Consider the following 23,091-nt stretch of genomic DNA (forward strand, 5'->3'; position numbering starts at 1 on the left):
TCATGCCAGGCGATAACGTGTCGATCACCGTCAAGCTGATCAACCCGATCGCGATGGAAGAAGGCCTGCGCTTCGCTATCCGTGAAGGCGGTCGTACCGTCGGCGCCGGCGTCGTTGCCAAGATCCTGAGCGAAGGCAAATAATCCCGGGGGAAAGACCCTGTGGGTCTGTCCCCTCTGATGAATGCTGTCGTTTAGTAGTAACAGGGCAGGGGCCTTCGGGTTCCTGCCCTGCAGTTTCATAGTACAATGTCGGTCCCCCATATATTGCCGCGCGATAAGCGCGGTTCGCTCTTTAGAGGAAATATCATGTCCGCACCAAACCAGAAAATCCGCATTCGCCTGAAAGCATTCGATTACAAACTGATCGACCAGTCGGCACTCGAAATCGTTGAGACCGCCAAGCGCACCGGCGCCGTCGTCAAGGGCCCAGTGCCACTGCCAACGCGCATCCAGCGTTTTGACATCCTGCGTTCGCCGCACGTCAACAAGACTTCGCGTGACCAGTTTGAAATCCGTACGCACCAGCGTTTGATGGACATCGTCGACCCAACGGACAAGACCGTTGACGCGCTGATGAAGCTGGACCTGCCAGCAGGTGTAGACGTCGAGATCAAGCTGCAATAATTGCTGTGAGGGCGGTCAACGCCGCCTCAGAAAATGCCGGAGCCGCATATGCGCCTCCGGTTTTTTTTCGCCTGAATGTCTACCTTCCTGTCGATAGCCAGCAGCCTAAGATGGTCGTTCCCGCGCGGGCGGGATTCCATACCACATATGAACTGAGGCGCTATTTCCTCACTGCGATCGTTATTTTTTTCGCGCGCGCTATTGTATGGTTCCGCAATCGCCCGCTATAATGCGTCCCCTCAGGGCGGTTAGTTCAGCTGGTTAGAATACTTGGTCGACATCCAAGGGGTCGCAGATTCGAATTCTGCACCGCCCACCAGAATAGAAAAGCAGCGGCGCGTAAAGGCGACGACAAATTGGGGCCGGGTGAGTTCGCAGCGATGCGAGCGACCCCGGCCCCAATGCCGTTTACGGGCGCAAGCCGCAGGCAGTGTATGCTTTTACGATGACGCCCGATACTTACCGATTGCTTGCCAACGCGGTCCTGTTCGTCCATCTGGGCGTGGTGCTGTTCATCGTCGCCGGCCTGGTGCTGATTCTGCTGGGCGGCAAATTGCACTGGCGCTGGGTCAGAAATTTATGGTTCCGCGTGCTGCACCTGGCCGCCATCGGCTACGTCGTGGCGGAATCCTGGTTCGGCATCGACTGTCCGCTAACCACCCTTGAGCAATGGTTGCGGCTGCGCGCCGGGCAGGGCGCTTTCGCCGAAGACTTCATTGCCCACTGGGTCGGCCAGGTGATGTTCTACCAGGCGCCGCCCTGGGTGTTCACGATGGTGTACTCCCTGTTCGGCTTGCTGGTGCTGGCCAGCTGGCTGCTGGTGCGGCCGATGCCCCGCTCGCGCCAGGCGAAAACGGCAACGTCACCCTGACTTCTTGCTCGCTGCACAAAAGGACGCGATACTCGCGTCATGAAAACAATCCTGATTGCCGAGGACGAGCTCGCCATTGCCGACAGCATCGCCTACGCGCTGCGCACCGACGGCTTTCTGGCCCGCCATGTCAGCTTCGGCGCCGCCGCGCTGGACGCATTGCGCGCCTGCGGCCCCGACGCGCCGGCCCTGCTGGTGCTCGACGTTGGCCTGCCCGACATGAACGGCTTTGAAGTGTGCCGCCAGCTGCGCCAGTTTTCCGACATCCCGGTGATTTTCCTGACTGCCCGCAGCGATGAGGTCGACCGCATCGTTGGGCTCGAAATTGGCGCCGACGACTACGTCACCAAGCCGTTCTCGCCGCGCGAACTGGTGGCGCGGATCCGCGTTGTGCTGCGCCGCCTGGCCCCGCCGGCGCCAGTCAGCGCCAGTGCCGCCCGCTTCGAACTGCGCGCCGACGAAGCGCGCATCCTGTTCCGCGGCCAGCCGCTCGAATTGACCCGCTACGAATACCTGTTGCTCAAGACGATGCTCGAGCATCCCGCCCATGTGCTGTCGCGCCCGCAACTGATGGACCGCGTCTGGGACGGCGCCCCCGATACGCTCGAGCGCACCGTGGACGCCCACGTCAAGTCGCTGCGCGCCAAGTTGCGCGCGGTCGATCCCAACATCGATCCGATCCAGACCCACCGCGGCATGGGCTACAGCCTGATCGTTGCATGAAGATCGGGCTGCGCATCTTGCTCGGCTACTTCCTGATCGTCGGGCTGGCCGCGTGGTTCCTGCTCAACGTCTTCGTCGAGGAAGTGCGCCCTGGCGTCAAGGCCACGCTGGAAGACACGCTGCACGACACCGCCAGCCTGCTCGCGGTGCTGGTCGCCGACGACGTCAAGGCAGGCAAGGTCGACGGTTCCTTGCTGCTGGCGCGCGTGCGCCAGTACGCTGAAGCGGGCCAGGCGCCGAACGGCGACGGCGGGCAGCCGCCGCGCCTTAGCTACCGCATCTACGTCACCGACGAGCGCGGCATCGTGCTGTTCGATTCGGAGAACAAGGCGGCCGGCATGGATTATTCGCGCTGGAACGATGTCTACCTGACCTTGCAGGGCAAGTACGGCAGCCGCAGCAGCCGCGCCGACCCGCTTGATGACGCCAGCGCGGTGATGCACGTGGCAGCGCCGGTGCGCGACGGCGAGCGGATCATCGGCGTGCTGACGGTGGCCAAGCCGTTTTCCACCGTGCAGCCCTTCGTCAAGCGCAGCCAGGCCAATGTCATGCAGGGCGGTGCGCTGGTGATGGGGCTGTCGCTGCTGATCGGCATCGCGCTGGCGTGGCGGCTGACCCGCTCGCTCGGCAAGCTGAGCGACTACGCGGCCACGGTCGAGGCGGGCGGGAAGGCGGCGCTGCCGGCGCTGGGAAACGGCGAAATCGGCATGCTAGGACGTGCGCTGGAGGCGATGCGGGTGCGGCTGGAAGGCAAGCAATACGCCGAGCAACTGATGCACACGCTGGCGCACGAACTGAAAAGCCCGATCGCGGCGATCCAGGGTTCGGCCGAGCTGATGCGCGAAGACATGCCGGAGGAGCAGCGCGCCCACTTCCTGGGCAACATCCTGGAGCAGAACACGCGCCAGAAACAGCTGATCGAGCGCCTGCTGGCGCTGGTGCAGGTCGAGCAGCAGCAACAGCTGGCGTCGCCGGCGCCGATTGCCTTGCCGGCGCTGCTGGCGCAGGTGGCGGCCGACAGCGCAGCCCGGCTGGCGCGGCGCCAGCAGCAGCTGCGCATCGACGCCGCCGATCTGGTGCTGCGCGGCGACGCCTTGCTGCTGCGCCAGGCAATCGGCAACCTGGTCGACAACGCCGCCGATTTCGCGCCGGCCGGCAGCGAAATCGTGCTGCGCGCCGCGCGTGAAGGCGACCAGCTCATCGTGACGGTGCGCGACCGCGGCGACGGCATCCCCGAATTCGCCCGCGAACGCCTGTTCGAACGCTTCTACTCGCTGCCGCGGCCCGACGGCGCGCGCAGCACCGGCCTGGGCCTGACCTTCGTGCGCGAAGTGGCGATCCTGCACGGCGGTAGCGCGGCGGTGGCGAGCGACCCGGACGGCGGCACCTGCGCCACCTTGCGCCTGGCGGTCATTGCGCAAGCCGAGCGGCTTCACACAGAACGCATCGTCCCCACACATGCAGTTTCTACAATTGCCGCATTCCAAACAAAAGAGTCCACCATGCAAAAATCGCTGCTGTTCAAAATGCTGATCATCGGGGCGCTGATGGTTCTCATCGGCATTCCGCTGATTTTGATCCAGGCCACCATCGAGGACCGGATGGCGTTTCGCAAGCAGGCAGTCGACAGCATCGCCGCCGATTCGGTGGGCCGGCAAACGCTGGTCGGCCCGGTGCTGGTGATTCCCTACACCGACGAGTTCGAAGAGCCGGTGGTCGTCGCCAACGACCCTGCCAAGAAGGCCGAGCCCGTGCGCCGCCAGGTCGAGCGCCGCCACATCGTCTTCCCGAACGAATTGCAGGTGGCCGGCAGCTTCGACACCGACAGCCGCTACCGCGGCATCCACAAGGTGCTGGTCTTCAGCGGCCAGCATGCGTTCACCGGCAACTTCGATTTGCCGGCCAAGGAGGAGCTGCAACGCGGCAATCCAGCGTCGCGCCTGACGATCGGCCGGCCGTTCGTTGCCGTGTCGATCGGCGACGTGCGCGGCATCCGCAACACGCCCAAGCTGAACTGGGACGGCCAGCTGGTGGAGTTCCGCCAGGGCAGCGGCTTACTGTCGATGAAGAGCGGCCTGCATGCGCCGCTGGCGCCGCTGGCGCCGTTGGCCCTGGCGGCGCCGGCGCGCGCCAGATTCGCCTTCGACCTGGGCCTCGACGGCATCGAGAGCCAGCAATTTGCGCCGGTGGCGAAGCAGACGTCGGTGGCGCTGAAGTCGAACTGGCCGCATCCGCAATTTGGCGGCCACTTTTTGCCGTCGCCGAAGAACCGGGTCATCAGCGACGCCGGCTTTAGCGCCGGCTGGAGTATTTCCTCGCTGGCCAGCGACACCCAGCAGCAATTGCGGCGCGCCGAGCTGACCCCGGTGACCGACGCCAGGGGCAGCGCGATCGACAAACTCAGCGTCTCGTTCATCGAGCCGGTCAACGTCTATTCGCTGGCTGACCGCGCCACCAAGTACGGCATCCTGTTCGTCGCCCTGACGTTTGCCGCCTTTTTTGTGTTCGAGATTCTACGGCGCCTGCCGATCCATCCGGTCCAGTACCTGCTGGTCGGCCTGGCGCTGGCGCTGTTCTTCCTGTTGCTGGTGAGCTTGTCCGAGCACATCGACTTCGTGCTTGCCTACGTCGTGGCGAGCGCGGCGTGCACCGGGCTGATCGGCTTTTACCTGTCGTTCGTGCTGCACGACTGGCGCCGCGGCATGGGTTTCGGCGCCGCGCTGGCGGTGCTCTACGGCGCGCTGTACGGCCTGCTGATATCGGAGAGCAACGCGCTGATGCTGGGCAGTTTCCTGCTGTTTGCCGTGTTGGCGGCGATGATGGTGGCCACCCGCAAGGTCGACTGGTACCAGGTCGGCAAACCGGCGCCGGCGACGAACCCGAAATAGCAAAGGGTCTGACCCGTCGTGTGGGTCAGACCCCGGTTTCGTTGGCGCAGGCTGGAACTTAGTCTTTCCTGCCGGTCGTCCAGCGCAGGCCAAAGCCGAACTTGCGGTCCATCATCTCGTGCGCGCTGGTCTTGCCGTCCTGGGCGAAATACTCGGCCAGCTTGGTCACCTGCAGGCTGCCGCCGACGTTCTCGATCATGGCGATGCCGCACATCATCTGGTTGCCGCCGCCATCGAGGCGCACTTCAATCGGCGCCTGGTCCGGCATCTTGATCGACACTACTGCGTCCGTTGCAGACCAGTTCGGCGCGCCCTTGTAGATGAAAGTGAAAATCAGCGCGCGCTTGATGTCGTTGAAGTGATCGCCGTTGATGTGCAGGTTCTCGCCTTCCTTGGTCTGGCCGGTGCGGTCGTCGGCGGCCAGCTTGATGAACGGCGGCCGGTCGAGTTCGCCCCAGGCATTGCCCAGCGCCTGCACCAGGCCCTTGCGTCCGTCGGCCATCTCGTACATGCAGCCAAGGTCGAGGTCGATGCCGGTGCTGGCGGCCGCGCCGGTCAGCTTGGCCAGAAAGCCGGTCTTGGCTGGTGCCGGTGGCGTGGCGTTCTGGTTCCAGTTCAGGTTGACGTGGATGGGGCCGAAGCCGCGCGCGCCGCGCTTGTCGAGCGACACCTTGTCGCCGCGCTTGTCGAGCGTTACTTTCGACAGCGACACCGGTTTGGCGGCAGGCACGGGCACGGCTGCCGGTGCCGGCGTTGGCGTCGCAGCGGGCGCCGCCTCGGCGCCGCCGAAGTGCGCCAGCAGCGACGACAGCCCGCCATTGAAACCCTGGCCGACCGCGCCGAAGCGCCACACGTTGTCCTTGCGATAGATCTCGCCGACGATGACCGCTTTTTCATCCTGGAAGTCGGCGCCGGACCAGGCGAAGCGCACCGTCGACGACAAGGTCAGCGCGCTCGGGCCGATCGTGCGCATGGTGCCGTTGCCGTCGATGGCGGCAACGAACACCAGCTTCATGATCGACGCCGGCAGCGCTTCCAGGTTCAAGGTGAAGCGCGGCTTGCCGCCCAGCTCGAGCTTGACGGCGCCCTCGGGACTGGCGAGCTGGTTGTAGAACACCATGTAGCGCTCGTCGGACAGCTTGTCGTTGCTGTCGACGCCGAAGCACGACACGTCGACCGACATGCCGCCGGCGGCGATGTCGAGTTCGACGGTGATCGGCGAATTGCAGCCGAGGTCGGCGAGTTTGCCTTTTTGTCCGCGCGAGAATTCGTTCATGTCAGTCTCCCTGAGTAAGTTTGAGTTCGCCCGTCGTCGCCGCCGGGGTGGCTGCTTCGTGAGGATGGGCGCCAAATACATCCGACTGGTCCACCATCCGTTGCGCCCAGGCACGGTGGGTGGTGACTTCGCACATCGAATCGTGCATTTTAAACACGGCTGGCGCGTTGACGTCCAGAATCGCGCGGGCCGCCTCTAGGTCATGCGGCTTGACCCGGTAGTGCTGCTCGATTGGCGCGATCTGTGTCGGATGGATCGCGGTCTTGCCGACCATGCCGTAGGCGATGTCTTCCAGCACTTCCTGGTCTAGCAGCTCCGGCAAGTCGAGGTGCTCGAACACCGGCGCCGTCAGCACGAAGCCGTACGGGCGGAAGGTCGTCACCAGGCTGGCGATGACCGGCCCCAGCGGGGTGCGGTAGATCGTCATGCCGCGCGGCCGGCGCAGGCCCAGCAGGGCGAGCAGGTCGTTGCCGCCGATGCGCAGCGCCAGGATGCGGCTGCGCACGCCGGGCGCTTCGAGCACCTTGCGAAATTCGCGCATCTCGTCGTCGTTGAAGACCTCGGCCGTTTCCAGCGTCGGCATCAGCAGGTGGGCGGTATCGCGTATCTGGCGGAAATATGCGTCGAAATTGTGGCGGGTCGACTTCGGCAGCACGAAGCCGGTCAGCTTGTCGACGCCAGGCATGGCCAGCACGCGCGCCATCACCTCGGGATTGCGCACCCGCACCCAGCGCTCGGCGCTGCTGTCGCCGCGCATATTGGCCAGCACCACCGACAGGTTGAACAGCGCCCAGCTGAGGTCGCGGTCGGCGACCGAGTCCTCGGTGCAGAAAATCAGCGAACGTGCGTGGGCGATGCGTTCGCCGTCGGCGACCGCCATCAGGTCCTTGTGGTTTGCCGGCACATACAGTGAGGCGCCCATCGATCTAGCCATCCAAAGCACTCCTAATCAGGGAAACCGCGTGGTAGGGCAAAGCCCGGTCTTGCACCATCGGTACATTTTTTTCTTGCGCCAGCAACAGCAGGTGCGCCACTTCGGGCGCGCCGGCGTCGCGCACGATCAGCAGGCGCGGCGTGCGGCGCAGCAATACGCGCGTCGCTTCGCCGATGCCCGGCTTGACCATGTTGACATCGTTAATGCCATGCTGCGCCAAGGCAGCGAGCATGTAGGCGCGCGACACTGCCGCCGCCTGCTCCTTGTCGGATGGGGCGGCGGCCGGGCGCGGCCGGTCTGCCAGCGCCAGTGCCTGCGCGGCCAGGCTGTCGGCGAACGAACGCGACTGGTCATGCGCGGCGAACTGCTCGTAATACACGCAACCGTGAAAATCATCCGGTCCGATCGCCTCGTTCAGGATCGAACGGCTGATCAAACCGGACACAGTAGCGTTCAGGATACTCGAAGGGATCAGATAATCGTCGCACGATGCGGCGCACGCGGCCGTACCGGCCAGGTCCGACAGCACGTACAGGCCGCCGTCGATGGCGGTGCCGCGGCGCAAGTTGAATTCGGCGACAGCGCCGGCCAGCTCGCGCGAGATGACGCCTTTGCCGGTCCAGCCGTCGATGAACACGATCGATTCGGGCGCGTGGCCCTGCGCCAATATATGCTCGAGCGCCACCTGGTCGATGCCGCGGTCGCGGATGATCGACACCGAATAGTGGCTCGATGCACGGCCGAACACGGCCGGCAGCAGGCGGTTGAGCACCACGCCGACCGGCGTGCCGGCGCGTGCCAGCGAGACCAGCGTCACCGGCCCCGTGCGCCGTGCCGCGATCAGGCCGGCCAGCGCCAGGCAATCGGCGGCCATGCGGCCGAGGTTGGCCACGCAGGCCTGCTCGAACACGCTCAGGTATTTGGCTGACGGCAACGACTCCGGCGACAGCATCTCGCTGTAGTGGCGCTGGCCGGACTGGATCAGGTATTCCTTCTCGGCGACATCGACGAAGCCTTGCAGCGGCAGCGGCTTGAGCAGAAAGCTGACGTCGCTGGCCTGGTAGCTGCCGGAAAAACTCATAGCGTCCCCAATGTCAGGCTGGCCAGCTGGGTGCGGCTCGGTACGATGGCGTAGTCGCAAGCGGCCATGAAGCGGGCGTCCGATTTGCTGTCGCCGATGCCGAACGTCAGGATATCGCCATGTTCCTGGCGCAGCTTTTCCGTCACATAGGCCACCGCATGCGACTTGTTGAGCGCGTTCGGCAGCACCGCCAGGTTGTTGCCGTTGCGGTGGATGAAGTAATCGCGCGCGCCGGCGTCGAGCCACGGCTGCACCACGTCGCGCTCGATCAGCGCGAGGCGCTCGGCATTCTTCTCGGGATCTTTCACCACCGTGTAGAAAGGCGTGGCGAAGTCTTCGATGATGCGCGCGCGATGGCCGTGGCCGCTGCTGTCGCCCCAGGCGTCGATCAGCACGACCAGTTCCTGCAGGCCGTGCAGGGCGGCGTGCATGGCGTCCTGCATGCGCGCCAGCCAGACCTGGTCGACCGTGCCGTCCGGACTGAGCACGATGCCGCCGTAGTCGAGCACGGCGTAGCTGGTAAACGGCAGGTGCACGCGCTGGAATGCGTTCAGGTTGCGCGCGGTGGCCGGGATCATCGTCATGCCGTCCTGGGCGAAAGCGATAAAGGCGCGCTGCGCCGCGGTGGTAAACGAGATCGGCGCGCCGTCTTTGAGGAAGGCGGCCGGCTCCAGCGTGTCGCGGTCGTGGCACTTTTCGAGCGACTGGAACAGTGTGTCGTCCAGGTCAGCGAACAGGAATTTCTGAAACTTCTTCAATGTGTGTCTCGGTCAGGAAATGGAAAAGGCGTGCGTCGAGTTCGCCCGCAAGCTGGAACAGCGCCGCGTTCGGCGCCGTTTCATGGCAGATGAAAACGTGGTCGTACTGTCCGCGCCGCACGTTATACAGGAAATTGGCAATGCCTTCGCCGTAGTTGTCGGGAAAGCTCAAGGTGGCCGATACGGCGCCCCAGGTCAGGATCGGCGAGCGCGTGGTCGACTGCACCACCACGTCGGCGCCGTGGCGCTCCAGCGCCGCGCCCAGCAAGTAAGACGCATGCATGAATTCGCCCGTGCCCAGCACCAGCACGTTTTCGCGCGGGCCGATCTGCGCGGCCAGCAGCGAGGCCAGCGCTTCCGGCGTTTCCAGCGCGCGCTGCAGGCCGTAGCGGCCGAAGCCGGCGTTGGCACCGCGGTCGGCATCCGGATCGAAACGCTGCGCTTCGCCGCCGGACGGCGTGAACTGGCCCGGCGCGAACGAATACCGGCCGCTGGCCGACGCCCCCAGGGTCACCGGCAGGCCGAAGCGCTCGCTGAGGGCGGCGGTGGCGTCGGCGCCCATGAAGTTGGTGATGGTCGCCAGGTGCACGCGCTCGATGCCGGGGTTGAGCGTGCGGCAGGCGTCGGCCAGGTTCTGGAACGTGTTGCCGGTGCTCGCTTCGTCGTCGACGAGCACCAGCGCCCTGGCGTGCATCAGCAGCGCGCGCTCGGCGTCGCCGGCCGGCAGATGCAGGAACTGGCGCGGCGCGTGGCTGTGCGCTTCCTGAAATTCGATGATCGGAGCGTCGCCGACGCGGTAGCGCGATGTGTGCAAAAACAGCGCGTCCTGCCCCGGATGGGCGCGCAGCCAGGCTTCGAACACCCCCTGGCCGAGGCCAATGGCGGTTTCCGCCATGGCGATAAATACCAGCGGCCCCGGCATGGCCGGCACGGCGGCGGCCAGCGTTTCATGGATGGTCGTCATCAGGGACGGCTTGACCGGCCAGTGCTTGCCCAGCACCTTCGACAGGAACAGGAAGCCGCGCTTGGCGTTGTCGCGCGCGGCAAAACCCATCAGTGCCTCGAGTGGAAAATCGCTGGCGTCGATGGTCAGTTCCAGCGCGCCGGTCGGCAACGCCACACGGTGCAAGGTCATGCCAGCTCCGTGGCCGAACTCAGTTCTGCGACGCGAATGCCGTCGCGCACCGGCGGCACCACCACCTGGTCGAAGCCGTCGGCAAAGCCCGACAGCGCGATCCACGGCAGATTCGGCCCGGCCACGCAGGCCATGGCGATGCCGCCCGACATGCGCGGGTTGATTTCCAGTAGGCGCAATTCGCCGCCGCCTTCGCGGAACTGCACGTTGAACACGCCGTTCAGGCCGTGCGTGCGGGTAAGTTGCGAGGTGGCGTCGAGGATGTCCTGGCGCATGTCGATCAGCTGCCCGCGGCCGGCCGTCATCGGCTTCTTGCGCGCGATCGCAGCCACCAGACGGCCCTGGTCGCCGACGCAGTCGACGCTGAATTCATGGCCGTCGAGGTATTCCATCAGCAGCATGGTGCGAAATTCGCCCAGTTCGCCGATGCCGCGGCGGAAGTCTTCCAGGCCGATGTGGTACTCGGCGCCGGCCAGCAGCAGGGCCGCGCTGCTGCGCTCCTCGTCGAGGATGGCGAAGCCGAGGCCGAATACCGAGTTCGACGGCTTGACGCACAGCCTGGCGTGGCGCGGCCGCAATTGGGCGAAGCCGGCCTCGAATTGCGCCAGCGTCTCGAACGGCAAGAACTCGGCCACCGGGGCGCCGGGCAGGTGGGTGGTGGCGTAGAAGCGCGCCTTGTCGTGGATCAGTTCGAGCTGGTCCTGGGCGGCGGCGCTGAGCACGCGCGTGCCTTGCGCGGCGAAGCGCGCGTGCTCGGCTGCCAGTGCCGTCGAGGCTTTGCCCGGGATAAAAATGTCGACCTTGTGCTCGCGGCAGAACGCCAGGCACCAGTCGATGTAGGCGTCGGTCTCGAGCCCGGTCGGCTCGTCGTGAAACTCGTGCGCGACGCGCGCCGCGGCGACGTGCGGGTTCGCGTTGCTATATATAAGGTGGAAACGGCCATCGGTATCCGCTTCGCGGATCAGGCTGATGGCAGCGGACACGGACGAAAACGTCCTGTTGAACCAAACGCGCATGGGTACTTTCAAATGGGGGGAGGACAGGTCTGGGAGCGGCAAGGCTGCAGTCTGCGCTGCCTCGCGCCGCCCCCGGATGTATTCAATCCGACATTATGACGGTAAATCTTTGTCGAGTTCAAGACGCTGGGATTTGAAGCTAGCTAGCACCATCGCCGGTAAGCCTGACGCACTTCACACGGACTGTTCCGGCCAAGTGATACGCTGCACTTGACCCTCTTGCCCCTAACAAGCGCGCCAAGCAGGCATATACTCACCATGCGTTTCAAGTGGGATCCCAGCAAAGCGGCCGCCAATGTTTTCAAGCACTTAGTGTCTTTCGATGAGGCGGCAACCGCGTTGTCAGATTCGCCGGCGCAAACAGGCCACGGCCCGGATCATTCGCTGAGCGAACCGCGGAATCTCACGTTCGGCGTCTCATCAAGTGGGCGGTTGCGGGTGGTGGCCCACACCGAACACGGCGACACTGTTCGAATTATCAGGGCGCGCCTGGCAACAGGAGCGGAGCGAAGGGTCTATGAAGAAGGGTGAACATGCCAATGGAGACGAACTTCGGGCCGAATATAGTCGGACCGACTTCGGTGAAATGGTTCGCGGCAAATACGCCTCGCCGGTTCCAGTTCAGCGGCTGACGCTCGCGCTTGAATGCACTGAACAAGTCAGTGGAGGATGGCTCGCGCGCATCCCTGAGTTGCCGGACCTTGCGGCGCTGGACGATTGTCTGGAAACGGCGGTAGATCGCGTCGAGGCGCTCGCCACCACGCCGATTGCTGCCCGCATAGAGCGCGGTGAAATTCCGCCCACCGGACTGAATTTCGCCATTACGACTCACTTCGCCACGAGTTCAGCCGCGCGCGTTGGGGCACCTTGATAATAGCGCCTTCGCACGGGGTGCCCCAGCTCTGCGCTCTCATCGGCAATGGGGCCACGCTCGAACTCGGCTCACTGGACGTCGTCTACGCCGTCAGCAAGGAGTCCGCGTCGTTGGATCGACCGTAAAGATTCTTCGCGTCAAGCACACTTCCCAGCAATGGCCGTGAAGTGTTGCAACGCCGCGCATTCCGGTGCCACACCTCGACATACCCCCAACTAATCTGTTGCGTCAAGCCCTTTTGCACGTTATACTTGCCGGCTTCGGTATGGATTCGTCCTTTTTGAATCCGTCCTTTACTTGGTAGTTAAACAGTTAGCCCCGCCCAATCGCAGGTGGGGAATGGAGAAAAAATGAGCCTAGGCCTTCTCGGTCGCAAGGTTGGCATGATGCGCATTTTCACGGATGAAGGGGACTCGATCCCGGTCACCGTGTTGGACGTATCGAACAACCGTGTTGCGCAAGTCAAAACCCCTGAGACAGATGGTTATACCGCTGTTCAGGTCGCATTCGGTCAACGTCGCGCTTCCCGCGTGACCAAGGCAGTTGCGGGTCATCACGCCAAAGCTGGCGTCGAAGCTGGCACGATGTTGCGGGAATTCCGCGTCGATGCCGCTAAAGCTGCCGAACTCAAAGCTGGCGACATCGTCGCTGCCTCTTTGTTCGAAGTCGGTCAGAAGATCGACGTGCAAGGTGTCACGATCGGTAAGGGTTACGCTGGCGTCATCAAGCGTTACCACTTCTCTTCCGGCCGTGCTACTCACGGTAACTCGCGTTCGCACAATGTGCCGGGCTCGATCGGTATGGCGCAGGATCCAGGTCGCGTTTTCCCTGGTAAGCGCATGACCGGTCACCTCGGTGACGTCAACCGTACCGTACAGAATCTCGTAATCGCCCGTATCGATGCCGACCGTCAGCTGCTGCTGGTCAAAGGCGCGATCCCAGGTGCGAAAAATGGCCAAGTGATCGTCTCGCCTGCCATTAAATCCAAAGCACAGAAGGGAGCTTAATTATGGAACTCAAGCTTCTCAATGAGCAAGGAATTGTCGCAGGTTCGAACGTCGCCGCCGCCGATACCGTTTTCGGCCGTGACTACAACGAAGCCCTGATTCACCAGATCGTGGTCGCCTACGCCGCTAACGCGCGTTCGGGTAACCGCAAGCAGAAAGACCGTGAAGAAGTCCATCACACGACCAAAAAGCCATGGCGCCAAAAAGGCACCGGCCGCGCTCGTGCTGGTATGTCGTCGTCGCCTCTGTGGCGCGGCGGCGGACGCATCTTCCCGAACTCGCCTGACGAGAACTTCACCCACAAAGTGAACAAGAAGATGTATCGCGCCGGTATCTGCTCGATCCTGTCGCAACTGGCCCGCGAAGAGCGCCTGGTTGTGGTCGAAGGCCTGTCGATCGACGCGCCAAAGACCAAGCTGCTGGCTCAAAAGCTGCAGGGCATGGGTCTGGAATCGGTCATGATCATCACCGACACGACGGACGAAAACCTGATGCTCGCATCGCGCAACCTGCCGAACGTGCTGGTCGTCGAGCCGCGTCACGCCGATCCGATGTCGCTGGTGTTCTACAAAAAAATCGTGGTCACCAAAGCAGCACTGGCCATGATCGAGGAGATGTTCGCATGAGCGCCGTAATCAAATTCAGCGAAGAGCGCCTGATGAAGGTGCTCCAGGCGCCGGTCATTTCCGAGAAGGCCACCATGGTCGCGGAAAAGAACGAGCAGATCGTGTTCCGCGTATTGCCGGATGCGACCAAGCCTGAGATCAAGGCAGCCGTTGAACTGTTGTTCAAGGTTGAAGTGCTGTCGGTGCAGACAGTCAATCGCCAAGGTAAGCAAAAGCGTTCGGGCCGTTTCAATGGCCGTCGCAACCATACCAAGCGTGCTTTCGTGTGCCTGAAGCCTGGCCAGGAAATCAACTTCTCCGAGGAGGCTAAATAATGGCACTCGTAAAGATGAAACCAACCTCACCAGGCCGTCGTGGCATGGTGAAGGTGGTGAATCCGGACCTGTACAAAGGCCGTCCGTTCGCTGCCCTGGTTGAAAAGAAATCGAAAACTGCCGGCCGTAACAACAACGGTCACATCACCACCCGCCACATCGGCGGTGGTCATAAGCAGCACTATCGCCTGATCGACTTCAAGCGTCAGAAGGATGGTATTCCGGCAAAGGTCGAGCGTATCGAATACGATCCAAACCGTACCGCGAACATCGCCCTGCTGTGCTATGCAGACGGTGAGCGCCAGTACATCATCGCCACCAAGGGCATGGCCGTTGGCGACAGCGTGATGAACGGTTCGGAAGCGCCGATCAAGTCGGGCAACTGCCTGCCGATCCGCAACATCCCGGTCGGTACCGTGATGCACTGTGTCGAAATGCTGCCAGGTAAGGGTGCCCAGATGGCCCGTACCGCCGGCGCCGGCGTCGTGCTGATGGCCCGCGAAGGCACCTACGCCCAGGTCCGCCTGCGCTCCGGTGAAGTGCGCCGCGTCCACATCGAATGCCGTGCAACGGTAGGCGAAGTCGGTAACGCCGAGCACAGCCTGCGCAAGATCGGTAAAGCTGGCGCGATGCGCTGGCGCGGTGTTCGTCCTACCGTCCGCGGTGTGGTCATGAACCCGGTCGATCACCCGCACGGTGGTGGTGAAGGTAAAACCGCAGCTGGTCGTCATCCAGTGTCGCCTTGGGGCCAACAGACGAAGGGTAAGAAGACGCGCCGTAACAAGCGTACGACTTCGATGATCGTCTCGCGCCGCGGCAAGAAATAAGGATAAGACATGACACGTTCATTGAAAAAAGGGCCGTTTCAAGACGCCCACCTGGTGAAAAAAGTCGAGACCGCGCAAGCGAACAAAGACAAGAAGCCAGTCAAAACCTGGTCGCGCCGTTCGACGATTTCGCCAGACTTCATCGGCCTGACGATCGCGGTGCACAACGGCAAGCTGCACGTGCCGGTGTACATCTCCGAGAACATGGTAGGTCACAAGCTCGGCGAATTCGCACTGACCCGTACGTTCAAGGGCCATGCCGCTGACAAGAAGGCGAAGAAATAATGGAAACCAAAGCTATCCTCAAAGGTGTGCGCCTGTCGGACCAAAAGGGCCGTCTGGTTGCCGATCTGATCCGTGGCAAGAAAGTCGGCGCAGCACTCGACATCTTGCAGTTCAGCCCGAAAAAAGGTGCAACGATCATCAAGAAGGTTCTGGAGTCCGCCATTGCGAACGCCGAGCACAATGATGGCGCTGACATCGACGAGCTGAAAATCGTCCAGATCTATGTTGAAAAGGGCCCGATCCTGAAGCGCTTCACTGCACGCGCTAAAGGCCGGGGCGATCGTATCTCGAAACAATCCTGTCACATCTACGTGACTGTCGGTAACTAAGGGGTCACGATGGGACAGAAGATTCATCCAACAGGCTTTCGCCTGTCAGTAACCCGTAACTGGGCGTCGCGTTGGTACGCGGGCAATGGTAACTTTGCCCAAATGCTCAACGAAGACCTCGCAGCACGTGCGTTCCTGAAAAAGAAACTGAAGAACGCTTCGGTTGGCCGCATCGTCATCGAGCGTCCTGCCAAGAACGCGCGCTTCACGATCTACAGCTCGCGCCCAGGCGTGGTCATTGGTAAAAAAGGCGAGGACATCGAAGTACTGAAGACCGCGCTGACCAAGATCATGGGTGTGCCGGTGCACGTCAATATCGAAGAAATCCGCAAGCCGGAAATCGACTCGCAACTGATCGCCGATTCGATCTCGCAGCAGCTGGAAAAACGGATCATGTTCCGCCGCGCCATGAAGCGTGCAATGCAAAATGCAATGCGCCTCGGTGCTCTCGGTATCAAGATCATGTCGTCGGGCCGTCTGAACGGCATCGAAATCGCCCGTAAAGAGTGGTACCGCGAAGGCCGCGTGCCTCTGCACACCCTGCGCGCCGATATCGACTACGGCACCAGCGAAGCGGCAACGACGTACGGCATCATCGGCGTCAAGGTCTGGGTCTACAAGGGTGACCGCGCGCCAAACGGCGACGCACCAGTCATCGATACCCCGGCCGACGACAAGAAGAGCCGCGGCCCACGCCGTGACGATGGCAAACCAGCTGGCCGTCCGCGCCCAGCCGGCGCGCCGACCGGTGGCCGTCCATCCAACACTGGCGCACCTGTCGTGCGTGCCCGTCCAGCTGTCAAGCTGCCGGTTGCCGCCGCCCCAGCTGCTGAAGCCCCAGCCCCCGCTGAGAAAGCAGGAGAATAACCATGCTGCAACCAGCACGCAGGAAGTATCGTAAAGAGCAGAAAGGCCGTAACACCGGCATTTCGCATTCACGCGGCACCGCTGTCTCGTTCGGTGAATTCGGTCTGAAGGCAGTTGCCCGCGGCCGTATCACAGCGCGTCAGATCGAAGCAGCTCGTCGTGCCATGACCCGTCACATCAAGCGCGGTGGTCGTATTTGGATCCGTATTTTCCCGGACAAGCCAATTTCGAACAAGCCAGCTGAAGTTCGTATGGGTAACGGTAAAGGTAACCCGGAGTACTACGTCGCTGAGATTCAGCCAGGCAAGGTACTGTACGAAATGGACGGCGTCGACGAGACGCTGGCCCGGGAAGCGTTCCGTCTGGCCGCCGCCAAACTGCCACTGGCGACGACGTTTGTCATCCGCCAAGTCGGCCAATAAAAGGAGTTGTATATGAAAGCAACAGAACTCCGCGGCAAAGACCAGGCAGCTCTGCAGAAAGAGCTGAATGACTTGTTGAAGGCCCAGTTCGGCATGCGCATGCAAATCGCTACGCAACAGCTGAACAACACTTCGCAACTCAAGAAGGTACGCCGCGATATCGCGCGTGTGAAGACAGTGATGAACTCGAAGGATGCCAAATGACCGAAACTACTAAAGTAGCGCTGAAGCGCACGCTGGTCGGTAAAGTGGTGTCCGACAAGATGGACAAGACGGTTACCGTCCTGATCGAACGTCACGTCAAGCACCCGCTGTACGGCAAGATCATCATGCGCTCGAACAAGTATCACGCGCATGACGAGACCAACTCGGTCAAGATGGGTGATACCGTCGAGATCCAGGAAGGTCGCCCGATCTCCAAGACCAAAGCTTGGACGGTTACCAAAGTTGTACAAGCAGCACCAGTAATCTGACAAGTTGTGGGAAGGACCTGGCGTGCCAGGTCGGTCCTCAACTGATCAACTCTCTGTTCGCCCAGTGTTGCATCGGGTGCGCGGTGGGTGATCAGACAATTTAGTTCTTGCGGGCCCGCCAGTGTTATGCGATACTAGCGGGCTTCGTTCATGTGTTGCCGCGAAATTAGTCACCCCGGTGGCCAGCGGTCCGAAACGAAAGTTTTTGGAAAGTCCATCACCCAATCAGTTGCTCCAGCAGGAGCCTCTGGCGGGACCAAGACTGACCGCAGGCCCACTATGTGGGAATTCTTCGGCTTAAGTTGGGAAAGAGAATACTATGATTCAAACTGAAAGCCGGCTCGAAGTGGCCGACAATACCGGTGCCAAGGAAGTCATGTGCATCAAGGTATTGGGCGGTTCCAAGCGCCGTTATGCTGGCATTGGCGACGTGATCAAGGTGACCATCAAGGTTGCTGCGCCACGCGGCCGTGTCAAAAAAGGTGAAATTTATAACGCTGTGGTTGTGCGTACCGCTAAAGGTGTGCGCCGCCAAGACGGCTCCCTGGTGAAGTTCGACGGCAACGCCGCCGTACTGCTCAACGCCAAGCTGGAACCGATCGGTACGCGTATTTTTGGACCAGTCACGCGCGAACTGCGCACTGAGAAGTTCATGAAAATCGTGTCCCTGGCACCTGAAGTCCTGTAAGGAGTCGTAATGGATAAGATTCGTAAAAACGACGAAGTCATCGTTCTGACCGGGAAAGACAAGGGCAAGCGCGGTGTAGTTCAGCAACGTATCGATGCTGAGCATGTCGTGGTTGAAGGCGTCAACATCGCTAAAAAAGCGACCAAGCCTAACCCAATGACCGGTGTAACTGGTGGTATCGTCGATAAGACAATGCCGATTCACGTGTCCAACGTTGCATTGTTCAATGCAGCGACTGGCAAGGCAGACCGCGTAAGCTTCAAAGACGTCGACGGCAAGAAAGTCCGCGTATTTGTGTCTTCCGGCGAAGTAGTGAAAGTTTAATCATGGCCCGTCTCCAGCAATTTTATAAAGATAAGGTCGTTGCCGACCTGGTCGCCAAATTTGGCTACAAATCGGCAATGGAAGTACCGCGCCTGACCAAGATCACCCTGAACATGGGCCTTGGCGAAGCGATCGCGGACAAGAAGATCATCGAGCACGCCACTGGCGACCTGACGAAAATCGCCGGCCAGAAGCCAGTGACGACCAAGGCACGCAAGGCAATCGCCGGCTTCAAGATCCGTGAAGGCTACCCGATCGGTGCGATGGTGACGCTGCGCGGCGCCCGCATGTACGAGTTCCTCGACCGCTTCATCACCGTGGCCCTGCCGCGCGTGCGTGACTTCCGTGGTGTCAATGGCCGCTCGTTCGATGGCCGTGGTAACTACAACATCGGCGTCAAGGAACAGATCATTTTCCCTGAGATCGAGTACGACAAGATTGACGCGTTGCGCGGTATGAATATCAGCATCACGACAACCGCCAAGACCGACGACGAAGCGAAAGCCCTCCTCGCCGCCTTTAAATTTCCGTTCAGAAACTGAGATCATGGCAAAACTATCACTGATCAACCGCGAACAGAAGCGTGCAGACCTGGTGGAGAAATTCGCCCCGAAGCGTGCCGCTCTGAAAGCCATCATCGATGACCAGTCGAAGACGGAAGAAGAACGTTATGAAGCCCGTTTGAAGTTGCAGGCATTGCCGCGCAACTCGGCACCGACCCGCCAGCGTAACCGCTGCGCGATCACCGGTCGCCCGCGTGGCACATTCCGTAAATTCGGTCTGGCCCGTATCAAGCTCCGTGAATTCGCCATGCGTGGTGAAATTCCGGGTATGACTAAAGCAAGCTGGTAATAGGAGAATATGCAATGAGTATGAGCGATCCTATCGCCGATATGCTGACCCGCATTCGCAACGCCCAGGGCGTACAGAAAACGACCGTGGCAATGCCGTCGTCGAAAGTCAAAGTGGCGATTGCCAACGTCCTCAAGGACGAGGGTTACATTGAAGATTTCGCAGTCACCGAAGCCGGTGGTAAAGCGGAACTGAAAATCGGTTTGAAGTATTACGCTGGCCGTCCGGTCATCGAGCGCCTCGATCGCGTGTCCCGTCCAGGGCTGCGCGTCTACAAGGGCAAAGATGATATCCCTACAGTCATGAATGGCTTGGGCGTGGCGATTGTGTCGACCCCGCAAGGCGTCATGACTGACCGCAAAGCGCGCGCCACCGGTGTCGGCGGCGAAGTTATTTGCTACGTGGCCTAAGGAGTAGACGATGTCTCGAGTAGCTAAGATGCCAATCGCTGTCCCAGCTGGCGCCGATGTGGCGATCACTGCAGCAGCGATCACGGTAAAAGGTCCATTGGGTACGCTGGTTCAGCCCCTCAATGGCCTGGTAAAGATCGAAAACAAGGACGGCACGCTGACGTTTGACGTAGTCAACGACAGCCGCGAGTCGAATGCGATGTCCGGCACCTTGCGTGCACTGGTCAACAACATGGTCAATGGTGTGACCAAGGGCTTCGAGAAGAAGCTGACGCTGGTCGGCGTGGGCTACAAAGCCCAGGCTGCCGGCGACAAGCTGAACCTGTCGCTCGGTTTCTCGCACCCGGTTGCCCATGCGATGCCAGCTGGCGTCACCGCAACGACCCCGACCCCGACCGAGATCCTGATCAAAGGGATCGACCGTCAACAGGTTGGCCAGGTTGCCGCTGAAGTGCGCGCTTACCGCCCACCCGAGCCTTACAAAGGCAAGGGCGTTCGCTATGCGAACGAGGTGGTTAAGCTTAAAGAAACCAAGAAGAAATAATAGGGCTGACCATGGACAAGAAAGAATCACGTCTGCGTCGTGGACGCCAGACCCGCATCAAAATTGCGGAGATGAAAGTAAATCGCTTGTCGGTACATCGTACCAACCTGCACATTTACGCCAACCTGATCAGCCCGGACGCAAAGATCCTGGTTTCGGCCTCGACCGCCGAAGCCGAAGTGCGCGCCGAACTGGCAGGCAAGACCGGCAAGGGTGGCAATGCCGCCGCTGCCGCTCTGGTCGGCAAGCGCGTCGCCGAGAAAGCACTGAAAGCAGGGATTACCGAAGTTGCGTTTGACCGCTCCGGTTTCCGTTACCACGGCCGTGTGAAGGCGTTGGCAGAAGCCGCGCGTGAAGCCGGTCTGAAGTTCTAAGGAAGAATCGTCATGGCAAAAATGCAAGCTAAAATGCAAAGCGACAAGCCGGATGATGGCATGCGCGAAAAAATGATCGCGATCAACCGCGTGACCAAAGTGGTCAAGGGTGGTCGTATCATGGGTTTCGCCGCGTTGACCGTCGTCGGTGACGGCGATGGCCGCATCGGCATGGGCAAGGGCAAGTCGAAGGAAGTTCCGGTTGGTGTGCAGAAGGCAATGGAAGAAGCCCGTCGCAACTTGATCAAGGTTCCTCTCAAGAACGGCACCCTGCACCACACCGTTTCTGGCCGTCACGGCGCATCGAAAGTAATGATGATGCCTGCCAAGCCTGGTACGGGCGTGATCGCCGGCGGCGCAATGCGCGCTATCTTCGAAGTAATGGGCGTGACCGATGTCGTGGCGAAATCCACTGGCTCGTCGAACCCTTACAACCTGGTTCGTGCCACGCTCGACGGTCTGTCGAAAATGAGCACGGCTTCCGACATCGCCGCCAAGCGCGGCAAGTCGGTTGAAGACATCCTGGCTTAAGGTGAACACAATGACTAAAGCTACAGCTACCAAAACCGTCAAAGTTCAGTTGGTCATGGGCCTGATCGGCACGCGCGAATCGCATCGCGCGACCGTGCGCGGCCTGGGTCTGCGCCGCGTCAACTCGGTCTCCGAGTTGGAAGACACCCCATCGGTGCGCGGCATGATCAACAAAGTCTCGTACCTCGTTAAAGTTGTCTCGTAAGCCTTCGGGCTTGCGAACGGAGAAAACAATGGAATTGAATACAATCCAGCCAGCCGAAGGCGCCAAGCACTACAAGCGTCGCGTCGGTCGTGGTATTGGCTCGGGCATCGGTAAAACCGCTGGCCGTGGTCACAAGGGTCAGAAGTCGCGTTCGGGTGGTTTCCACAAAGTCGGTTTCGAAGGCGGTCAGATGCCTCTGCAACGCCGTCTGCCAAAGCGCGGTTTCAAGTCGCTCAATGCAACGTTCAAGGCAGAAGTTCGCCTGTCGGACCTGAACAACCTGCCTGTCGGCGACGTCGACATCCTGGTGCTCAAGCAAGCCGGCATCCTGCAAGTACTGGCGCGCGATGTCCGCGTGATCCTGTCCGGCGAAGTCACCAAAGCGGTGAACCTCAAGGGCTTGAAAGTAACTGCAGGCGCGAAAGCGGCCATCGAAGCAGCTGGCGGCTCGGTAGCCTGAGTTGGCTAACGGCTTGATCGGAGCAAAAATTGGCGACTAATTCTCAATCTGGTAAGAGTGCGGCAGCCGGTTTCCCGTGGGGCCGGCTGTGGTTTTTGCTTGGCGCCCTGGTGGTGTACCGGATCGGTGCTCACGTCCCGGTTCCCGGCATCGATCCAGTGCAGCTGGCGGCATTGTTCAAGCAGAATGAAGGCGGCATCCTGGGCATGTTCAACATGTTCTCGGGCGGCGCCTTGTCCCGCTTCACCGTGTTCGCGCTCGGAATCATGCCGTATATCTCGGCCTCGATCATCATGCAGCTGGTGTCGATCGTCTCGCCGACGATGGAAGCGCTGAAGAAGGAAGGCGAAGCAGGACGCCGCAAGATCACCCAGTACACCCGGTATTTTACGGTGGCGCTGGCTCTGTTCCAGGCATTCGGCATTGCCGTGGCGCTCGAATCGCAAGCCGGCCTGGTGCTCGATCCTGGCATGGCGTTCCGCTTCGTGACCGTGGTCACTTTGCTGACCGGTACCATGTTCCTGATGTGGCTCGGCGAGCAGATCACCGAACGCGGCTTGGGCAACGGTATTTCGATCATCATTTTTGCCGGTATCGCAGCCGGTCTGCCGTCGGCACTGGGTGGCTTGTTCACCTTGATCTCGAACGGTTCGATCAGCAGCCTTGCAGCGATCTTCATCATCGTACTGGTGGTGCTGGTAACGTACTTCGTGGTATTCGTCGAACGCGGCCAGCGCAAGATCCTGGTCAACTATGCGAAGCGCCAGGTCGGCAACAAGGTATATGGCGGTCAGACCAGCCACTTGCCGTTGAAGCTGAACATGGCCGGCGTGATCCCGCCGATCTTCGCGTCGTCGATCATCATGTTCCCGGCCACCATCGTGGACTGGTTCACCAAGGGCAAGGATTCAACCAGCCCGGTGATCGGTTTCCTGAAGGACCTGGCAGGGTCGATGGCGCCCGGCGAGCCGATCTACGCGCTGCTGTATGCAACCGCGATCGTGTTTTTCTGTTTCTTCTATACGGCGCTGGTGTTTAACAGCAAGGAAACAGCGGATAACTTGAAGAAGAGCGGTGCGTTTGTGCCGGGGATTCGTCCCGGCGACCAGACCGCCCGCTACATCGACAAGATCCTGATGCGGTTGACGTTGGCTGGCGCGGTGTATATCACGCTGGTGTGCATGCTGCCGGAATTTATGCAGGCCCAATGGAAAGTGCCATTTTACTTTGGCGGTACTTCCCTGTTGATTATTGTGGTTGTCACCATGGACTTCATGGCTCAAGTACAAAACTACGTCATGTCGCAGCAATATGAATCGCTGCTGCGCAAGGCAAATTTCAAGGGCGGAATTCCGACGCGATAAGCGCCCA

34 protein-coding genes and 1 tRNA gene are annotated in these 23,091 nt (G+C 61.1%); 29 read left to right on the plus strand and 6 right to left on the minus strand.

The window, feature by feature from the left end:
• The 6 genes from CR105_RS15090 to creC all read left to right on the plus strand — a co-directional run.
• The coding region (locus CR105_RS15090) for an EF-Tu C-terminal domain-related protein (protein WP_502522188.1) at nucleotides 1-143 on the plus strand (143 nt) is incomplete at its 5' end.
• Between the two features lie 165 nt (nucleotides 144-308).
• Nucleotides 309-626, plus strand: a complete 318-nt coding sequence (rpsJ, locus tag CR105_RS15095; protein ID WP_099789501.1) for a 30S ribosomal protein S10 — start codon at nucleotides 309-311, stop codon at nucleotides 624-626.
• Between the two features lie 242 nt (nucleotides 627-868).
• Nucleotides 869-945: transfer RNA gene (locus CR105_RS15100), tRNA-Val, on the plus strand.
• 126 nt (nucleotides 946-1,071) lie between these two features.
• Complete coding sequence (locus tag CR105_RS15105) at nucleotides 1,072-1,497, plus strand: DUF2784 domain-containing protein (RefSeq protein WP_099789504.1); 426 nt, start codon at nucleotides 1,072-1,074, stop codon at nucleotides 1,495-1,497.
• Nucleotides 1,498-1,536: 39 nt separating this feature from the next.
• Nucleotides 1,537-2,220, plus strand: a complete 684-nt coding sequence (creB, locus tag CR105_RS15110; RefSeq protein WP_099789506.1) for a two-component system response regulator CreB — start codon at nucleotides 1,537-1,539, stop codon at nucleotides 2,218-2,220.
• Nucleotides 2,217-5,108, plus strand: coding sequence for a two-component system sensor histidine kinase CreC (creC, locus tag CR105_RS29385; protein WP_099789509.1), 2,892 nt, complete (start codon nucleotides 2,217-2,219; stop codon nucleotides 5,106-5,108). The genes creB and creC overlap by 4 nt, the downstream gene beginning before the upstream one ends.
• 58 nt (nucleotides 5,109-5,166) lie before the next feature.
• Here creC and CR105_RS15120 read toward each other — a convergent pair whose 3' ends face one another.
• Genes CR105_RS15120 through CR105_RS15145 form a run of 6 tightly spaced genes read right to left on the minus strand, consistent with a single transcriptional unit; the run spans nucleotide 5,167 to nucleotide 11,275 of the window.
• The gene (locus CR105_RS15120) at nucleotides 5,167-6,384 is read right to left on the minus strand and encodes a TerD family protein (RefSeq protein WP_099789512.1); all 1,218 of its coding nucleotides are present in this window, start codon (nucleotides 6,382-6,384) and stop codon (nucleotides 5,167-5,169) included.
• Between the two features lies 1 nt (nucleotide 6,385).
• A complete protein-coding gene (locus CR105_RS15125) occupies nucleotides 6,386-7,318 on the minus strand; it encodes an HpcH/HpaI aldolase/citrate lyase family protein (RefSeq protein WP_099789514.1) in 933 nt (310 codons plus the stop codon).
• Entirely contained in the window at nucleotides 7,311-8,399 is a 1,089-nt protein-coding gene (locus tag CR105_RS15130; RefSeq protein WP_099789517.1) for a cysteine protease StiP family protein, read from the minus strand. The genes CR105_RS15125 and CR105_RS15130 overlap by 8 nt, the downstream gene beginning before the upstream one ends.
• Entirely contained in the window at nucleotides 8,396-9,157 is a 762-nt protein-coding gene (locus tag CR105_RS15135) for an HAD family hydrolase (RefSeq protein WP_099789519.1), read from the minus strand. The genes CR105_RS15130 and CR105_RS15135 overlap by 4 nt, the downstream gene beginning before the upstream one ends.
• Nucleotides 9,126-10,292: a phosphoribosyltransferase domain-containing protein gene (locus tag CR105_RS15140; RefSeq protein WP_099789522.1), complete on the minus strand. Its 1,167-nt coding sequence runs from the start codon at nucleotides 10,290-10,292 to the stop codon at nucleotides 9,126-9,128. The genes CR105_RS15135 and CR105_RS15140 overlap by 32 nt, the downstream gene beginning before the upstream one ends.
• Nucleotides 10,289-11,275: an ATP-grasp domain-containing protein gene (locus CR105_RS15145; RefSeq protein ID WP_307189632.1), complete on the minus strand. Its 987-nt coding sequence runs from the start codon at nucleotides 11,273-11,275 to the stop codon at nucleotides 10,289-10,291. Before CR105_RS15145 ends, CR105_RS15140 begins: the two co-directional genes overlap by 4 nt.
• A gap of 291 nt (nucleotides 11,276-11,566) precedes the next feature.
• Between CR105_RS15145 and CR105_RS15150 the strand changes: the two genes are divergently transcribed.
• From CR105_RS15150 to secY, 23 genes are all read left to right on the plus strand, one after another.
• Nucleotides 11,567-11,839 (plus strand): BrnT family toxin, encoded by a 273-nt coding sequence (locus CR105_RS15150; protein WP_099789528.1) that lies wholly within the window; start codon nucleotides 11,567-11,569, stop codon nucleotides 11,837-11,839.
• Nucleotides 11,826-12,179, plus strand: a complete 354-nt coding sequence (locus CR105_RS15155) for a hypothetical protein (RefSeq protein ID WP_099789531.1) — start codon at nucleotides 11,826-11,828, stop codon at nucleotides 12,177-12,179. The genes CR105_RS15150 and CR105_RS15155 overlap by 14 nt, the downstream gene beginning before the upstream one ends.
• A gap of 353 nt (nucleotides 12,180-12,532) precedes the next feature.
• Nucleotides 12,533-13,189 carry a 50S ribosomal protein L3 gene (gene rplC, locus CR105_RS15160; protein WP_099789534.1) on the plus strand — a complete coding sequence of 219 codons (657 nt, stop codon included), beginning with the start codon at nucleotides 12,533-12,535 and terminating at the stop codon, nucleotides 13,187-13,189.
• A 2-nt stretch (nucleotides 13,190-13,191) separates the two neighbouring features.
• Nucleotides 13,192-13,815 (plus strand): 50S ribosomal protein L4, encoded by a 624-nt coding sequence (rplD, locus tag CR105_RS15165; protein ID WP_099789537.1) that lies wholly within the window; start codon nucleotides 13,192-13,194, stop codon nucleotides 13,813-13,815.
• Complete coding sequence (rplW, locus tag CR105_RS15170; protein ID WP_099789540.1) at nucleotides 13,812-14,129, plus strand: 50S ribosomal protein L23; 318 nt, start codon at nucleotides 13,812-13,814, stop codon at nucleotides 14,127-14,129. Before rplD ends, rplW begins: the two co-directional genes overlap by 4 nt.
• A complete protein-coding gene (gene rplB / locus CR105_RS15175) occupies nucleotides 14,129-14,956 on the plus strand; it encodes a 50S ribosomal protein L2 (RefSeq protein WP_099789543.1) in 828 nt (275 codons plus the stop codon). The genes rplW and rplB overlap by 1 nt, the downstream gene beginning before the upstream one ends.
• Before the next feature lie 9 nt (nucleotides 14,957-14,965).
• A complete protein-coding gene (gene rpsS, locus CR105_RS15180; protein ID WP_099789546.1) occupies nucleotides 14,966-15,241 on the plus strand; it encodes a 30S ribosomal protein S19 in 276 nt (91 codons plus the stop codon).
• On the plus strand, nucleotides 15,238-15,570 hold the full coding sequence (gene rplV / locus CR105_RS15185; protein ID WP_180279404.1) for a 50S ribosomal protein L22: 333 nt from the start codon (nucleotides 15,238-15,240) through the stop codon (nucleotides 15,568-15,570). The genes rpsS and rplV overlap by 4 nt, the downstream gene beginning before the upstream one ends.
• 9 nt (nucleotides 15,571-15,579) lie before the next feature.
• Entirely contained in the window at nucleotides 15,580-16,437 is an 858-nt protein-coding gene (gene rpsC, locus CR105_RS15190) for a 30S ribosomal protein S3 (protein WP_099789550.1), read from the plus strand.
• A 2-nt stretch (nucleotides 16,438-16,439) separates the two neighbouring features.
• Nucleotides 16,440-16,859, plus strand: a complete 420-nt coding sequence (rplP, locus tag CR105_RS15195) for a 50S ribosomal protein L16 (protein ID WP_099789552.1) — start codon at nucleotides 16,440-16,442, stop codon at nucleotides 16,857-16,859.
• A gap of 12 nt (nucleotides 16,860-16,871) precedes the next feature.
• On the plus strand, nucleotides 16,872-17,063 hold the full coding sequence (gene rpmC / locus CR105_RS15200; RefSeq protein WP_099789554.1) for a 50S ribosomal protein L29: 192 nt from the start codon (nucleotides 16,872-16,874) through the stop codon (nucleotides 17,061-17,063).
• Complete coding sequence (rpsQ, locus tag CR105_RS15205; RefSeq protein ID WP_099789557.1) at nucleotides 17,060-17,332, plus strand: 30S ribosomal protein S17; 273 nt, start codon at nucleotides 17,060-17,062, stop codon at nucleotides 17,330-17,332. Before rpmC ends, rpsQ begins: the two co-directional genes overlap by 4 nt.
• A gap of 319 nt (nucleotides 17,333-17,651) precedes the next feature.
• A complete protein-coding gene (gene rplN / locus CR105_RS15210) occupies nucleotides 17,652-18,020 on the plus strand; it encodes a 50S ribosomal protein L14 (protein ID WP_099789560.1) in 369 nt (122 codons plus the stop codon).
• 9 nt (nucleotides 18,021-18,029) lie between these two features.
• On the plus strand, nucleotides 18,030-18,344 hold the full coding sequence (rplX, locus tag CR105_RS15215; RefSeq protein WP_099789562.1) for a 50S ribosomal protein L24: 315 nt from the start codon (nucleotides 18,030-18,032) through the stop codon (nucleotides 18,342-18,344).
• A gap of 2 nt (nucleotides 18,345-18,346) precedes the next feature.
• Nucleotides 18,347-18,886: a 50S ribosomal protein L5 gene (gene rplE / locus CR105_RS15220; RefSeq protein WP_099789565.1), complete on the plus strand. Its 540-nt coding sequence runs from the start codon at nucleotides 18,347-18,349 to the stop codon at nucleotides 18,884-18,886.
• Nucleotides 18,887-18,890: 4 nt separating this feature from the next.
• Nucleotides 18,891-19,196, plus strand: coding sequence for a 30S ribosomal protein S14 (rpsN, locus tag CR105_RS15225; RefSeq protein ID WP_099789568.1), 306 nt, complete (start codon nucleotides 18,891-18,893; stop codon nucleotides 19,194-19,196).
• A 14-nt stretch (nucleotides 19,197-19,210) separates the two neighbouring features.
• A complete protein-coding gene (gene rpsH, locus CR105_RS15230; RefSeq protein WP_099789570.1) occupies nucleotides 19,211-19,606 on the plus strand; it encodes a 30S ribosomal protein S8 in 396 nt (131 codons plus the stop codon).
• Between the two features lie 10 nt (nucleotides 19,607-19,616).
• Nucleotides 19,617-20,150, plus strand: coding sequence for a 50S ribosomal protein L6 (gene rplF, locus CR105_RS15235; RefSeq protein ID WP_099789573.1), 534 nt, complete (start codon nucleotides 19,617-19,619; stop codon nucleotides 20,148-20,150).
• 11 nt (nucleotides 20,151-20,161) lie between these two features.
• Nucleotides 20,162-20,524, plus strand: coding sequence for a 50S ribosomal protein L18 (rplR, locus tag CR105_RS15240; protein ID WP_099789575.1), 363 nt, complete (start codon nucleotides 20,162-20,164; stop codon nucleotides 20,522-20,524).
• A 12-nt stretch (nucleotides 20,525-20,536) separates the two neighbouring features.
• Nucleotides 20,537-21,055, plus strand: coding sequence for a 30S ribosomal protein S5 (gene rpsE, locus CR105_RS15245; protein WP_099789578.1), 519 nt, complete (start codon nucleotides 20,537-20,539; stop codon nucleotides 21,053-21,055).
• Nucleotides 21,056-21,065: 10 nt separating this feature from the next.
• Nucleotides 21,066-21,260: a 50S ribosomal protein L30 gene (gene rpmD, locus CR105_RS15250; protein ID WP_099789581.1), complete on the plus strand. Its 195-nt coding sequence runs from the start codon at nucleotides 21,066-21,068 to the stop codon at nucleotides 21,258-21,260.
• A gap of 28 nt (nucleotides 21,261-21,288) precedes the next feature.
• Nucleotides 21,289-21,720 carry a 50S ribosomal protein L15 gene (rplO, locus tag CR105_RS15255; protein ID WP_099789584.1) on the plus strand — a complete coding sequence of 144 codons (432 nt, stop codon included), beginning with the start codon at nucleotides 21,289-21,291 and terminating at the stop codon, nucleotides 21,718-21,720.
• 29 nt (nucleotides 21,721-21,749) lie between these two features.
• A complete protein-coding gene (secY, locus tag CR105_RS15260; RefSeq protein WP_099789586.1) occupies nucleotides 21,750-23,084 on the plus strand; it encodes a preprotein translocase subunit SecY in 1,335 nt (444 codons plus the stop codon).
• Nucleotides 23,085-23,091: the final 7 nt, after the last annotated feature.

The organism is Massilia eurypsychrophila (assembly GCF_002760655.1).
GTDB lineage: Bacteria > Pseudomonadota > Gammaproteobacteria > Burkholderiales > Burkholderiaceae_D > JAFCUW01.